This window comes from Ensifer sp. ENS10, from assembly GCF_014852025.1.
GTDB lineage: Bacteria > Pseudomonadota > Alphaproteobacteria > Rhizobiales > Rhizobiaceae > Ensifer.
Window position 1 is genome coordinate 219,809 of the sequence record NZ_JACVAS010000009.1, and the last position, 14,058, is coordinate 233,866.

Consider the following 14,058-nt stretch of genomic DNA (forward strand, 5'->3'; position numbering starts at 1 on the left):
TCACGAATGCGGGTCGCGCCGGCCGTTTCTGAATGAACGGAAAAAGAGCATGGACAACGCCTATCCGCAGGCAAGCCAGAGCCGATCGGACGATGCGGGCCGATTTGGCCGCTCGCGTCATCTGATGAAGATTGCCGAGGGCGCTGCCCGCGCCGTCGGACCGTCGCTGATTGCCGCCTTTCGGGCCGAAATGGCGGTCGATTACAAGCGCGACCTGCACGATATCGTGACGATACATGACAGGAATGCCGAGGCGTTGATCCGCGACGTCATCTTCGCGAACGAACCGAACTCCACCATGCTTGGCGAGGAAGGAGGCCAGATCGGCAAGGGTGACATCCAGTGGTATGTCGACCCGATCGACGGAACGGCCAATTTCGCCAGAGGGCTTGCTTTCTGGTGCGTGTCGATCGCCGCGGTCGAAGCCGGGGCCGTCGTGGCAGGGGTCGTCTACGACCCGGTCGCCGACATGCTCTTCGCGAGTGATCTCGAGCGCTCCTATTTGAATGGGCACGTCATCGTCTCAAAGTCGGTCAGCGATGAAAACCGTGCGACCTTGATCACAGGATATCCCGTTTCCAGGGACTTTCGCCTCGATGGGCAGGATGTCGCGCTTCGCCGCTTCGGCGATCTGGTCGAGACCTTCTCGACGTCGCGAAGGCCCGGTAGCGCCGCGCTCAGCATCGCGCATGTGGCCGCGGGCTTCGCCGATGCCGCCGCCGGCTTCGGTGTCAATGCATGGGACGTGGCAGCCGCCACGCTGATCCTGAAGAACGCCGGCGGCCGCTATGTGCCTCTGACCCTCGGCAAGGTGCCGGCCGGTTCCCCCGATTATCTGTGCCCGGGTTACGTGGCATACGGCGCCGGCGCGGATTATCCGACCTTGAACCGTGTCGCCATGGCCATTTCGGATGGCCGTGTTGCTAAAGTCCTCGCACCATGACTGCCTATGAGGAAATCATGCAAATTAGCGCGACCGACACCCCAACAACCGAAAAGACCAGCAGCGTGTTGCCAAAGCTCAGCCTCATATACGCCAAGCATCCGGCCTATGGGGTCGACATCTTCATCGCGGGCAAGGAGGGGGCGAGCGATCTCGATCTCCTGCGCAGCAATGGCATTACCGCCGTCGTCAACTGCGCGGTCAACCTGGATTTCAATTTCGTCCGCCAACCGCAACTCGTCTCGGATCATCGCAACAGTGTCCATGGTCCAGGTGAGATCCGTTACTACAAGGTCGGGCTGATCGACGGGGACGGGAATCCGGATACCCAGATGTTGGCAGCGTACTATATCCTACGCGCTGCGCTGGAGCAGATCCTGCCGGAAAAGCCGTCCTACCCAAGGCGCGAGCGCGGTGGGGTTCTCGTCAATTGCCGCGGCGGCCGTTCGCGGTCCGTAGCCGTCGTGTCGCTGTTTCTGCATCTTACACTACCTGAGCAGTTCCCAACCCTGGAGGCCGCGATCGACTTCGTTCGTGATAGGCGCAACCTTCCTGAAGAGGAATGGTACAAGGCACCAAAGCCCGTGTTGACGGAAGCGGCGCGGCGCGCGGCCGGATGGGCACGCGCAATTGGTTGCTGATACACCAAGGACGATGGCCTCGACACTCGCGCGAGGCCCGGGAGCAAGCTGACAAATCGGGGCCTGCGAAGTGGCGTGTGTGCAAATGAAAGTAGAGCACTCTGCGGGACGCGGCGGCCCCGCAGAGTGCCGTTACGACCGAGGCGTCACTTGAACGCCGACGACGACTGCGATCAGCGTGTCGCCGCCAAGATCGGCAACGCCGACAGTTGCGCGGGTGGGCAGCTCCTCGGGAGCCATCCGGGCCTTCCATTTGGCATCCATTTCCGGCTTGCCGAGATCAAATGCCGATTTGTTGGTGCGCTCGCGGCGATTCAATGCGTATAAGTGACGCAAACTTGTGCCCCGTTTAACGGCCCCCGGCACATTCTCGTTAAATGGGCGGGGCGCGGTGAACGGGACGAACGCGGATTCAGTCCTTGAAGCCGATCGCTCGCTTGACGCCTGATTTAAGCAGGTATTCGGCTCGGGAAATCGGGAATCGCTCGATGAATATCTCGGAGTAGTCGTAGTGTGTCGCGCCAAAGCGCTCCTTGAAATGTGAAAGTGAGGCCGAATTGCCGCTCTCGCCAAGGTGATAGAAACGGCAGCCCGCCCGGCACGCATCTTCGATGGAGAGCTTTTGAAGGAGATCGTTGGCGCGCGACGTACCCAATGCAACCCGGTCGATTGCGCCGCGTGCGTCGTTCACATTCTTCCCCATCAAGACCAGGGACGCTGCAACGGGTTGTCCGTTCACCCATGCTGCCCACACCTTGCAGGATGTTCCGAGCGCCTCCTGAATCCGATAGAGCTTTTTGATGGGATCCCGTCTCCCAAAGCGAAACTTCGCCAGCCAGTGCGGTTCGTTGTGCTGTTCGGCCCATCTCTTGACGGACGTCTCAAGCAAGCTGTGGAGCAACGGGATCAACTCGCCGCTGCTGCTGCTCTTAACGACAACGGCCTCCCTCTCGGCCTTGCGGATACTGACCCTTGTCGCCTTGGTGAAGAGCTTGCTGTAGACGTGATCGAAACCATCCTTGAGATCGATAACGTGCGCGCGTCGCGGTTTCGTAATCAGACCTAGGCCGGCCGCCGCTTCGGCCCATCGTTTTCCCTGTAATGGGTTGGGCCTGATCCGAATGCTGAGGAAACGCAAAGCCATGAGATCCTTCAGGACTTCCCTGAGGTGGCGGTTGGTCGTGTTCTCGCAGCAGACAGCCCCGCCCATACCGCAACCATCGGGATACGACCCCGCAACAAGGTCCACGGGACCAATGGCCGTCACGGTCACGAGCGGAACTAGGATCTGGCACCCGTCTTCGAACTGGTAGTAGCGGCTGATGTCCCTGAGCCTGCCCTCAGCGCAGATTGCATTGTTCCACTCTGGCGATTGATAAGGCATCGCCTCGGGGTCATGGTTCATCAATTGCCTCCACGCGTCACGCGGTGCGGGGCTTGTGACGCGATAGCAAATCGTGGGTGCGATCCGGTTGTCGTAAGTGTGTTGCATTGGCCCAATACGCAAGAAGAGTGGACACGCAAGAACAAGAAAATCATTTTATGCAAATAAATCGCGTGGAATCCGACACTTAAGCGTCGGTCCGCAAAGAAGCTAAAACCCATAATTCACATCGGCCGTACAAACTTCCGCGTGATATATATTACGTATGTTTTAATTTAAGGAAAGAGGGCGCAGACTACATTCGCGCGCCCCCCCGGCACGGAGTAGACCCACAACTAGTTTACGACCAGGAACGGCCCCAAGTTTTGGCAGCCAGGATTTAGCGCTTCGCATGGCGTCGCGATGCGTACATATTGACGGAGAACCCGCTCTCGACGCCCGCGACCAGGACGCGAGTAGCAAGGTGTGGGGGCATCGGTGACTTGACTGCTGGGCAGCGAAAATGGAGGATTGAATAGAGACGCTGAGAGCGTCGGTGGTGGCCCAGAGCCAGCAAATATTGGTTTCGTTCTCAACTCATTTGCGCGTTCTGGTTGGCTAATTGCCGCGACAACTTTCGCCGAGACCAAATGTCATGGGGGAAACGGGTTGAAAACGATCTTGGTTACCGGGGGGGCAGGGTTCATCGGTGCGCATCTGGCGCGGCGATTGCTGGAAACTGGCCGAGAGGTTGTGGTGCTGGATGACCTCAGTTCAGGAAAGCGTGACAATGTGCCGAAGGCAGCCACGTTTATTAACGGTTCTATTCTGGATAAAGAGGTCGTTCGCGGTGCGCTTTCCGGTGTCGATGCCTGCATTCACCTGGCCGCCGTCGCTTCCGTCGAAAAATGCAATCGAGAGCTGACGCATTCTCACGCAATCAACATCACCGGGTTCCTAAATCTGGTTGAGGAAATTGCGAAGTCTGGCACCAAGCGAACAGTAGTCTACGCCTCCTCAGCCGCCGTTTACGGCGCGAGCCAGAACCTGCCGCTCTCGGAGGAAGGCAAGTGCGTTCCGCTTTCGCCCTACGGCGCCGACAAGCTTTCGTGCGAATTGCACGCCCGAGCGGCCTACGAAGTCTATGGTCTCTCGACGACGGGCCTTCGCTTCTTCAACGTCTTTGGACCGGGCCAGGATCCGCAGTCACCCTATTCCGGCGTGATCACCAAATTTGCGCAGCGGCTGGGAAACAACGAGGACATCGTGATCTACGGCGATGGCAAGCAGACCCGTGATTTCGTTTACGTCGCCGATGTCGTCGAGGCGCTTATCCGATCAGCGGAGCGGATTCCGGACCGTGCTCGGATCTTAAATGTTTGCAGCGGTGTCGAGACATCGATCAATGAGCTCGCGCGGATCATGATCGAAGAAACCAAGTCTCAATGTGCAATCAGTTACGTGGACGGACTGCTCGGCGAAGTCAGGCGTTCTCAAGGGTGCACCCAAGCGCTCCAGGCAGAGCTCGACCATCGATGCCGCACGGATCTTCGCACTGGACTGGCACAGTTGCTTACGCAAGGGCGGCAATAGCCTGAAAGGCCTTGTTGCGGCCCCCACGCATGACCACACCAATGTGCGCTCCGATGCGACACACCTTTCTGATGTTGGTTGAGCTCCGCTCAATGGTACCGATTGTCGCGGGCGCTGCCGTCCGCAGTCGCGGGCAGTAAGCGAAATACTTTCGCATTGGTCGATGCCCGCACCAGCTTAAAGCGAGGCGAGGTCAGCAGGTCCCGTTCGATGTGGTCGAAGTCGCCCGGCCGCAACTGCCCGTTGGCTTCGAGAGAAGCTTTCTGGCTGCGCGTGAGAATCACGTAGGCGTCACGCCATTGGGGACTATCCATCCACCGCAAAAAGACACCTGATGGGTCGGCGGCAATCTCTTCTCGCGTTGACTTCGCTTCCAACGAAATCGCCAAATAGTAGAAATTCTCGTAGTTCATGAACTGCGACGGGTAACTACGCGAACCTTCGATGAGGAGTGTGCCCTCCGGAGCTGTGCGATAGAGCCATTCGGCCACGGCGACCTCATCTTGCGCAAAGCGGTATTCGCGGTCCTTGCCATTGTTTGCGAATAGGAAACCGATGGTCGAAAAAAGAAGCACGATAGCAAGCGGCAGGAAGACATAGGCCGGCTTTCCCGCCCGCGTCGATGGAAAGAACGCGGCGGCAGCGAAGAAGGCAAGGAAGGGCGACGCAAAGAGGTAAACGCGAAATATCGACTCTCCGCCATACGCAACCGCTATCAGCGGCATTGGTGAGAGCAAGAGTGCGGCGGCGGTGAGGTCCCAGTGGCCATTTAAGAGCCGACGCAAACCGCCGAGGAGCGCAAGGACTATGACGCCTGCCGAAAGCGCGCGCCCGAACAAAACCACCCATGCACGTTCGGCACTCACGTCGGCCACATTCGCGAGCTTGCTGGTGGCTTCTGACAGCGTACCCATGCTGGCCAGTTCGCTCAAAATTTGCTCGTAGACAAAGGGGGCCGCTGGCCAGAGAAGCCATCCAATTTCAGCGACGATAGCAAACACCAGATAGGCGGGCGAAAGCCATCCGAGGAGGGTCAGCGATACCGCCGCGAGGATGATCATGAGAGGCGTCAGCTGATGCGTGACCACGACCACGCAAATGAGCACCATCGCCAGCAACGCGGAGAAGGTACGCACAAAGCGGCTGCCCGTCCAGGAAGGTAGCCCGATGGGGCGTGAGACAGGGCCGAGCACATACAGAAAACCAGGTCGTCGCGCCGCCCAAGTCGTTTCGCGTTTGCGCAAGGGGCCAAGAAATAGGCCTATGAGAATGAGGTAACAAAGATATGTAACGCCTTGCGGCGAAAAATAGTCCTGGCCGACCCAGTTGGCGACTACGAATAGCCAACAGGCCGTCAGTTGTAGGCGGCGATCTGCGGACAGGCGTTTGGCAATTCCCAGAAACGCCCCGACAAGCCCGAGCGTGAGGACCGGCGGGGTGAAGCTTACGATTGGTGCGAGATCGACCGATCTCAAGCCGAAGCGGTCGGCCAACCAAGCCGTCGCCGCGAACAGCCCGGGCCAATTGTGATAGGCCGCGAGGAAAGATGCATTTCGGTCAACGGCTCCATAACGTTGGATGTAGTCGACGACGCCGAGGTGCTTCCAGGCCCAGGAATAGCGCAATGTTCCGTAAACGATCGGCGGGGTCGCGTGAAGGACGATGACGAGCGCGATCAGATAGAAGACGGGTAAGGGGCCAGCGGTACGCCCAGCACATACCAGCCAGGCAAAACCTGCTGCTAGCAACGCCAGTGACAGAAAGAAGCTCCTGGGCAAAACCGAAACCAAGCCGACGTCGGTCATCCGATCGGGCTCGATCGCAGGCAACGATATCGCCCAAAGGAGGAGCGTCGCAAAGAGTATAGCGGCCAGGGCTACGCCATATCGCTTGGAGACTGTGTCAGCGCCTGTGTTCAATGGCATGTCTTCGACGCGGGCAAGAACGGTCATTACCTGTTACCCCCTCTTCGTGGAGCCGGCAGGAATGGGGTAGGACGACGTCGCGCTTGTCTTGCGCTTTTGTCTGCGGAGGCAGCCGATCGCAAGTATGTGAGGTGCCGCGTTCACCTTACCGCCGTACCAGGCCAGGACGAGGTCGATGTTGACCGCCAGCCATAGCGCCTTATCAGCAAAACAAGACGATTTGGTCAAATTGGTCGCAATGTGGTGCCACCACGCCAACCCGCAAAGCGCGCGCAACACGGCGGGGTCCGTAAGTGCACCGTAGCTCTCCTCAAGTGTGGCACGCATTGGTGCCATGGCCTTCACCTCCTCGGGTGACAATTGCGGCACTTCCAAAAAGCGGCGTACAACGAAACCCAGGTCTTCGCCGCTGCGCAATGCGCGCGCGGTCAGCAACAGGAAGATGACATCAAGGCCGGGCGGGGTATCCTGGGTGGCCGTCTCCCAGTCAATAATTGCACTCAGGCGGACATCAGCTTCATCTGGGCCGGACGTGAAAAGTAAGTTTCCGGGGGCGAAATCCCCATGGCCGAGACTGAGAGACAACGAACGACCGCTCCAGAACTCGCGTTGCTGCGCCTGAAAGACAGCAAGTGCCTCTGCGCGCGACGCCGGGCCGAGCAAATGCGATTGCGATGCGCATACAATATCGGATCCATAATAGAGCCAGCTTTCCAGCCAATCCTGGTTGATTACCCCTTTTGTTCCTGTGCGCGAGTGCATTATGTGGATGGCGTCTATCGCTTGGGTGAGTGCGGAAAGGTACTGTTCAGACTTGGCAAAAACCGAACGACCGTCGGCACCCGGCAACGCGCGCTCCGCGAGCTTCGCTCCTGATGGGTCAACAGAACTCGCGATAATCGTTGAAACCGCAAAATCAAGGTGTCGGAACGCGGGATTGGTGGCGAGCTCACGGCTGCGTTCGATGTGGCGGGTAACTGCTCGGTGCCCTTCTGGCGAGGTCGATGCCTTGAAGACGAGGAGTTCGTTCGCAGCGTCATCCGTCCGGAACATGCCTGTTCGTACGTCGCTTTCACGGTAAAATTCCCGCACGGACTGCACAGCTGGCATGGCAAGCCCGGTGGCGGCACAGAAGCTCGCAATTGACGCCTCGAGTGGCGGCGCTGAATGCCGCCGCGGTGCGACATTGCTCCAGATCCGCGCCAGCGACGATAACAAACGCAATGTAAGATCGATCCGACCGGACGGTCCGAGACGGCGCGACAGGTCGCCTAACAGGCCGACCGCCGTTAAGCTGTGGGCGATCAGCCACGCGGCCGCCATCCCTAGAGCGCCATAGGCTGCGACAAGCGGAGTGCCAAGACCAAGCACTACGACTAACGTTACGACTTGTGCCAGTGCAACGACTTGTGTCCGACCCGTCGCACGGTGGACGGCGAGAACGAGCGTGACGAGGCTCCAAGGCAGGCAGGATATAGCGAGTAGGCGCAGCAGCGTCGAATTTGTAAACGAGACATCGATACCGAGCACCGTCAACAGAAGTGGCGCGCCTATGATCAACACCAACACAACAGCTGCCAATGGCGCGATCGTGTAGAGCAAGGCATCTACGGCGAGCCGATGCAATTTCGACTTATCGAACGCGATTTCTGCCAAGAGGGAGACGCCCATCGAACGGCTGATCAAATAGACCCCGTAGACGATTTCCCAGCTGATATAATAGACAGCCAGATTGGCCGAGCCGCCATAATGCAGGACGACGAGAGGCGCGATGCCCATTGCCGTCATTGAGGCGAGCGTACCCAGATAGTCCCACCCAAAATATCGAGTGAGCGCTCTGCGGTCAGCTCTCTGGGACTCGCCGTTGATGCGGTGTTTCGGAAGAAAACGGATAAAAATCAGCCAATTAATGCCGGCCAACAAGAGTGGCAGCGGCAAGATCCACGCCGCATAGAGGCCAGCACCGAGAATGGAGGAGCCTGCAAATAGTGTAAGCAACAAAAGCTTGGCAACGGCGAATATGGCGTTTTCAATAGGCACGACCGTCGCGCGCCGCAAACCCGCTAACACGCTATCCTGTAGGGCAAAGAGGGTCCAGGCGACCGTTGCGACCACGAAGGCTGCGGCTGAGATGGGCTGCTCTCGCAGGAAACCCAATTCGGGTGTGATACGGGAGATGAAAATGATGGCGAGCGTGGAAAGAAAAGCCGCCGCAATGGCGGCTAATGCATAGGCCCAAAGCACCAGACGCCGGACGCCCTCCTTCGCGGTCGCAGGTAGATAGCGGTTCAGAAAGTTGCCCATGTTGAGCTGCGAGATGTTTCCAAGCGCCAGCATGGTAGAGATGAGTGCTGCCCCAAGCCCGACTTGTTCGGGGGAGTAAAAGCGGGAAGCCAGGCCCCAGAAGGCGAGTCCGAGCACCGAAGTGAGCCCGGCGCTCGCGATTAGCGCGTAGCCGTTTTTTAGGAGTGACGAGTGGGCAAGCGCAGCCAACGCTGGATAGGCCCCCGAGACTCGGGCCATGAAGTTGACGTGGTCGTGGTTGTTACGCTGCAACATCAGCCGTCGTCCCGCTGCCAGATACGTACGTAGTCGACGAGGTATGCGGAGGGAAATTTCGTAGTCTTCGATGGAGCCCCCGCCCACTCACCGCCAACAGCCAGATTGAGGAGCAGGTACATCTCTTCACTGGATATCGTCGGGACGTCCGCGTGTCGCCAGACCTCCTTGCCGTCGAGGTACCAAATGATCTTGTCCGCGTCCCAGGTCAGACTGTAGATGTGCCAGTTCGCCGTCAAGTCTGATGTCTCGACGTCCTTCCCGACGCTCTTCTTCTCAGAGGCCGCGTCAAGGTAATGATAGTGCATTCGCAACGTGGAGGATGAATCGCCAAGAACCTCCATAATATCGATTTCCGGACGGGATTTGCGTGTCTCCGGCAGAAGCCATATCGCGGCCCAGAGCCCCGTGCCCGCAGGAACTTTTGCCTTGACTTCAACGTGGCCGTAACGGAACCGAACACGCGAGGGACGAGGCAGTTCGTCGTAGTCGCGCCCCGTGGTGACGATGCCGGAAGTGTAGTCGAAAGTCCGGTCTTCGATGCCCTTGGCCTTTTGTCGTCGAGCAGTGAGCCGCAAAAGTCCTTCGGACATAGTGACGTTTTCTGGTCGGTACCATTGCAATTCGGCATTGCCGAGATTGGTACAGCCGTCCTTGTTCCACCAATAACAGGTGGTCCACTTTTCCCGGTCAAGTTCGGGTCCGTCGAAGTTATCTTCAAAGATCAGCCGCCACGAACCTTTGGCAGCGATCGGAACCGGTCCGTCAGCACGCGCCGACGATGTTGCGAGACAGAGAGACAGGAGTATGGCGGTGAGGGTGATCGATTGCCTAAGATGCATCACGAAACCCCACCACGCGTTTGACTGTACTTCGGGCGAAACTGTCGAGGCTTGCGAGGGGAAGTCGCTCATAGCGGTATTCCGCATAGGGGATGGCGACCGCGCCGAAGCGAGATTTGAATTGGGCGAGCGAAGCGGAATTGCCGGTCTCGCCCATATGATAATGTGTACTGCCGAGCCGGCAGGCGTCTTCGATTGCCCGGGCTTGAAGCAGGTATGTGGCGCGGCTTTCGCCCGCGAGCTCCTCATCGATCGCGCCGCGCGTGTAATGGGCTTGGTGATGCATGAGCACTAATATTGCGGCAACGGGCCGGCCGTTGATGCGCGCCACATAGAGCCGAAAAGCCTCGCCGAGATGGCTCGCCATTTCGGCGAACTTTGAACGTGGATCACGGCGCAACCCACGGAAGCGTGCAAGTACTGCAGGTTCATGCTGCTTGCGCGCCCAACGCAACAACGAAAGTTCGAGCAGGCTGTGAAACTCATCGATCAGTCGAGCGCTGTTACCTGCTTCCACCTCAACGCCACATTTTTGGGCGCGTCGGATGTTGGTTCCAGCATTAGAGCGAAAGCGCGCCCGTACAACCTCAGTCCCTCCGGCCAAGTCAACGACATGCGCCAGACGGGGAATGGTCGCCCAGCCGGGGCGGGCAGCCTCAGCCCAGATATTCGCTAAAAGAGGGTTTGGTCGGATTTTAAGTCCGACATAGGGCAACGTCTCAAGATGAGCGAGAACGCAACGCAACTTGTCAGGTGAAATTCCCTCGTCAGAAAGCAGGCCACCGAACCCCCAGGCCGGCGGTGGCGACCAAGCGTAACGCAATGAGGCGACACCCTTGGTAAATAGGGGCAATACCGCTTGGGAACCGTCGGCGAAATGGAAGTACTGCGGGCTGCGTTGGTAGTTGCCGCTGGCGGTGACGGCTTGTGCCCATTGGTGCGATTGGCTGACGAGCGCGGTCGGGTCACTTTCAGAGAGGTCAAGCCAAACGGCATCTGAGGCCGGCCCACTTGATTGGATGAGGTGACCAAAGGCGTTGGGGCCGATCGGTTGCGTTGATGCCGTCTCCAAACTCATACAGCCGATCCAGCGCTTCCCCATGGTCGTTCATCGATGCGTTTCACAAGCATAGGACGAATAAGCAGGAAATGAAATGCCCGAGAATGATCTCTTAGGGGGCGTGCATCTTCACAATTTTGTGCTTTACTAATATAGGACAGCACACTGGCAGGTTATGTTTGGAGCCAGCAAATGCCGCATCGATCGCAAAACCGAATATTAACGGCGAAACAGAAGCTCAAAAAGATGAACTGGTGCGTCACAAGGTTCCTTACCGCTGGCGCCGTCTGGATGTTTGCGGTCTTACCGGCGTCAGCCCAATCGGTGGTACTCGACACGCAGGAAATTTCCTTACCGTATCTCGCGCGGGCACTTGAGCAGGCTTACCAATTGCCGCTTCTGTTAGACGCCGGCGCTTCGCCGGCCGAACGAAAGGAGGCGCTCGCGACCGAAAAGGCCCGGCTCAAGGGCGTGATCGCCGGCTTTGGCTATTTGGACGCGGAGGTATCCGAGGAGGATCAGAAAGGGCAAATAGTTCTCCACCCCAAGCTTGGTGATATCTACAGGGTGACGTCCGTTGAACTCAAGGGCATTCGTCCATCGGAACTGGACCGTGAGGTCCTCGATCGGCTCGCCGCGATCATTGATGAGTTTGTCGGGCAGCCCGCGACGACATTCGTCGTTGATAAGTTCACTCGGCGTATCCTCCAAATCGTCACCGCCCAAGATTTCGCGCACGCACGGCGACGGGCAACGGATTGGGTCCGTAAGGGCGAGGGTGTCGCGACTGCTGTCATTGATCTCGACTTGGGCCCCCGCAACCGTTTCGGTGAGGTTCGATTTAGTGGCGGTCTTCGCATGCAATCCGAACTCCAGCGCCTCGTTCCCTTTCGTTCCGGCGACCGCTACAGCGCCGCAGCTGTCGAACAGCTACGTCACAATATTGAGGCCCTTGGTACTGTGAAGTCTGTAAGGATTGCCATAGGTAAAGACGAAGACGGAATGGTCCCGATCGATGTCAGGATCCGCGAAGCGCCTGCAAATCTCGAGACGCTACGCCATACGAACCCGCTCGACGTTGGAAGTGGCCTCGCCGCGATCGCAGGTCTATTCTTTGTTCAGATGGGCGCACAGACTGGCTTGCCGCGATCCCGGTTGCGCCCACTAATATGGTGCACAGGTGGCTGCCTATTGATATTTGCAGTGTTGGCGGCTCTCAGGCTCGTTAGCTTCTTAGCTTGACACGGCATGCGTTAGGCTGAACGTGTGCTATTGCTCGCCTTTGGGCGTCGGAATAAGGGTTCCGACAATCAGTGGGCCGTTGACTGGCTGGCGTTGACTGGCGGCCTCGCCGAGAACAGCGTCAATCTCTTCCTTAAGCGCCTGGCCTTTGGCGACGAGCGCCGCCTCGGCCTGGATTAAGGTAGCGTTATCCGCGCTCGCGGCTGTTGCGATGGAACGTCGCAATTCCCTCAAGTCCGCAATCAGAGCGTTCCACTCTTCCATGAGCTTCATCCACCGCTTGACTGGGTCCGTTGTCGGTGCCTTGGCGATATGTTCTTCCGACTGCATCAGCCTCGCTTACCTTTGATTGCACGGTAATCTGCATCATGCCTCGCGCTGCAAATATACGCGATTCCCGCTTGATAAGCCATCGATCTTGCAACCTTCGTGGGTCGCAACCCTCCGTTATCCCTCATAACTAGGCAAATTCAATCGGTTAGATTCGACTGCGCTCAGCTTTGCGCGGCGCTAAGTTGTGCTTCTACGGCACACAAACCAGGATATCCGAGGGCGAGCTGTTCTTTAACTGACGCGGCGACGAGGCGCTCTGGTCACGACAACGTGTGTGGATAGCAGTCAGCCATATGCGCTCACAGTGTGGCTCCGCTCGTTATGGATCTCCGGCGAATTCTCTCATTTAAGGAGTTGCTTATATTGAGGTTTATGTATTGAAATTCGGAAAATATCTTATTTTCCAGAGAAAAATAAAGGGTATAAATATAACGATGCCGGAGAAATTACGTCCGATAGAGAATTTGTTTCCTAAATTTTTTTGTGAACGGAACTATTCCATCCATTATACTGTGACATATTTCTGCAATAAAACGGTACCATCGAGCCTATCTTGGAATAAACCAAAGAAAATAACGGCTTCTACTATAAAGTGCTCTTTTTCAAGAAATTCACGCGGTAGTTTACAAAGTTAGAATATTGTAATAAAACTGAATATGTACAAGTAATACACACTTTTCTCTTCCGCGGCCATCTGCATGACCGGGGATGAACGCTTATTGTTTTCAATTTTCTTTTTTTTTGGTTGGAGGATTTTGAATAAGATGGGTGAGCATTTTCACAATTCATTAAGAGCAGCCCTCCGCCCGTCCACCATGGACAGGGCCATCGTTGTCCCGAGGGTCAGTGTCATCGTCCCTACGGTAAATGAGGCAAAAAACCTACCGCATGTCCTGCCACGCATACCCGCCTGGATAGACGAGGTCATCCTTGTCGACGGAAACTCTACCGATGGCACCGTCGCCGTTGCGCGCGAACTTATGCCCGATATCGTCGTAATAGAGCAGCCGCGCCTTGGAAAAGGGGTGGCGCTTGCTGCTGGTTTCGCCGCGGCCCGCGGAGACATCCTCATCACCCTTGACGCGGATGGTTCCGCTGACCCCGAAGAGATGACTGGTTTTGTGGGTGCATTGCTTGCAGGCGCCGATTTCGTAAAGGGTTCGCGGTTTCTCCAAGGCGGCGATACGCGTGACATGGAATGGTACCGACGTCTTGGAAACTGGGGCCTGCTGCAATTGGTGCGTCTGCGCTTCGGCGGTCGCTACAGCGATCTTTGCTACGGTTACAACGCCTTCTGGCGTGACGTTTTACCCCATTTGCGGGTCGAGTCCGCGACCGGTTTCGAGATCGAAACGCAAATGAATATCCGCGCGCTACAAGCAGGCCTCGCCATAGCGGAGCTTCCGAGCCGGGAATATGCGCGGATCCACGGCGTCAGCAATCTACGCACGATTCCCGATGGCTGGCGCGTCCTGAAGACAATTGCTCGGCTGGGCCTCAGTCAACGCAGTCGCGCCGGTGCCATGGTCAGAAACCGTACGCAGCGGGCAGGTTGAG

The 14,058-nt window shown here is 57.5% G+C and carries 11 protein-coding genes and 1 pseudogene; 5 read left to right on the plus strand and 7 right to left on the minus strand.

The window, feature by feature from the left end; genetic code table 11:
• Positions 1-49 precede the first annotated feature (49 nt).
• Positions 50-943 (plus strand): inositol monophosphatase family protein, encoded by an 894-nt coding sequence (locus tag IB265_RS27150; protein ID WP_192495392.1) that lies wholly within the window; start codon positions 50-52, stop codon positions 941-943.
• A 17-nt stretch (positions 944-960) separates the two neighbouring features.
• The gene (locus tag IB265_RS27155; RefSeq protein WP_057249401.1) at positions 961-1,584 is read left to right on the plus strand and encodes a dual specificity protein phosphatase; all 624 of its coding nucleotides are present in this window, start codon (positions 961-963) and stop codon (positions 1,582-1,584) included.
• A gap of 132 nt (positions 1,585-1,716) precedes the next feature.
• Here the strand turns inward: IB265_RS27155 and IB265_RS37835 are convergent.
• Positions 1,717-1,857, minus strand: a pseudogene (locus IB265_RS37835) (RidA family protein); the annotation flags it as partial.
• A 139-nt stretch (positions 1,858-1,996) separates the two neighbouring features.
• Positions 1,997-2,989: a GNAT family N-acetyltransferase gene (locus IB265_RS27160; protein WP_192495393.1), complete on the minus strand. Its 993-nt coding sequence runs from the start codon at positions 2,987-2,989 to the stop codon at positions 1,997-1,999.
• 627 nt (positions 2,990-3,616) lie between these two features.
• Here IB265_RS27160 and IB265_RS27165 point away from each other — a divergent pair.
• Positions 3,617-4,540 carry an NAD-dependent epimerase/dehydratase family protein gene (locus IB265_RS27165; RefSeq protein ID WP_192495394.1) on the plus strand — a complete coding sequence of 308 codons (924 nt, stop codon included), beginning with the start codon at positions 3,617-3,619 and terminating at the stop codon, positions 4,538-4,540.
• Positions 4,541-4,629: 89 nt separating this feature from the next.
• Here IB265_RS27165 and IB265_RS27170 read toward each other — a convergent pair whose 3' ends face one another.
• Genes IB265_RS27170 through IB265_RS27185 form a run of 4 tightly spaced genes read right to left on the minus strand, consistent with a single transcriptional unit; the run spans position 4,630 to position 10,944 of the window.
• On the minus strand, positions 4,630-6,492 hold the full coding sequence (locus tag IB265_RS27170; RefSeq protein ID WP_192495395.1) for a hypothetical protein: 1,863 nt from the start codon (positions 6,490-6,492) through the stop codon (positions 4,630-4,632).
• Between the two features lie 6 nt (positions 6,493-6,498).
• Positions 6,499-9,024 (minus strand): phosphotransferase, encoded by a 2,526-nt coding sequence (locus IB265_RS27175; RefSeq protein WP_113132445.1) that lies wholly within the window; start codon positions 9,022-9,024, stop codon positions 6,499-6,501.
• Positions 9,024-9,866, minus strand: a complete 843-nt coding sequence (locus tag IB265_RS27180) for a family 16 glycosylhydrolase (RefSeq protein WP_246806066.1) — start codon at positions 9,864-9,866, stop codon at positions 9,024-9,026. Before IB265_RS27180 ends, IB265_RS27175 begins: the two co-directional genes overlap by 1 nt.
• A complete protein-coding gene (locus IB265_RS27185; protein ID WP_192495397.1) occupies positions 9,856-10,944 on the minus strand; it encodes a GNAT family N-acetyltransferase in 1,089 nt (362 codons plus the stop codon). The genes IB265_RS27180 and IB265_RS27185 overlap by 11 nt, the downstream gene beginning before the upstream one ends.
• Before the next feature lie 174 nt (positions 10,945-11,118).
• Here IB265_RS27185 and IB265_RS27190 point away from each other — a divergent pair, with 174 nt between their 5' ends.
• A complete protein-coding gene (locus tag IB265_RS27190) occupies positions 11,119-12,168 on the plus strand; it encodes a POTRA domain-containing protein (protein WP_192495398.1) in 1,050 nt (349 codons plus the stop codon).
• 27 nt (positions 12,169-12,195) lie between these two features.
• On the opposite strand, the gene IB265_RS27195 is transcribed toward IB265_RS27190, so the two are convergent.
• Complete coding sequence (locus IB265_RS27195; protein WP_057249303.1) at positions 12,196-12,498, minus strand: hypothetical protein; 303 nt, start codon at positions 12,496-12,498, stop codon at positions 12,196-12,198.
• A 701-nt stretch (positions 12,499-13,199) separates the two neighbouring features.
• Between IB265_RS27195 and IB265_RS27200 the strand changes: the two genes are divergently transcribed.
• Positions 13,200-14,057 carry a glycosyltransferase family 2 protein gene (locus tag IB265_RS27200; RefSeq protein WP_244495566.1) on the plus strand — a complete coding sequence of 286 codons (858 nt, stop codon included), beginning with the start codon at positions 13,200-13,202 and terminating at the stop codon, positions 14,055-14,057.
• The last annotated feature ends 1 nt before the right edge of the window (position 14,058 follow it).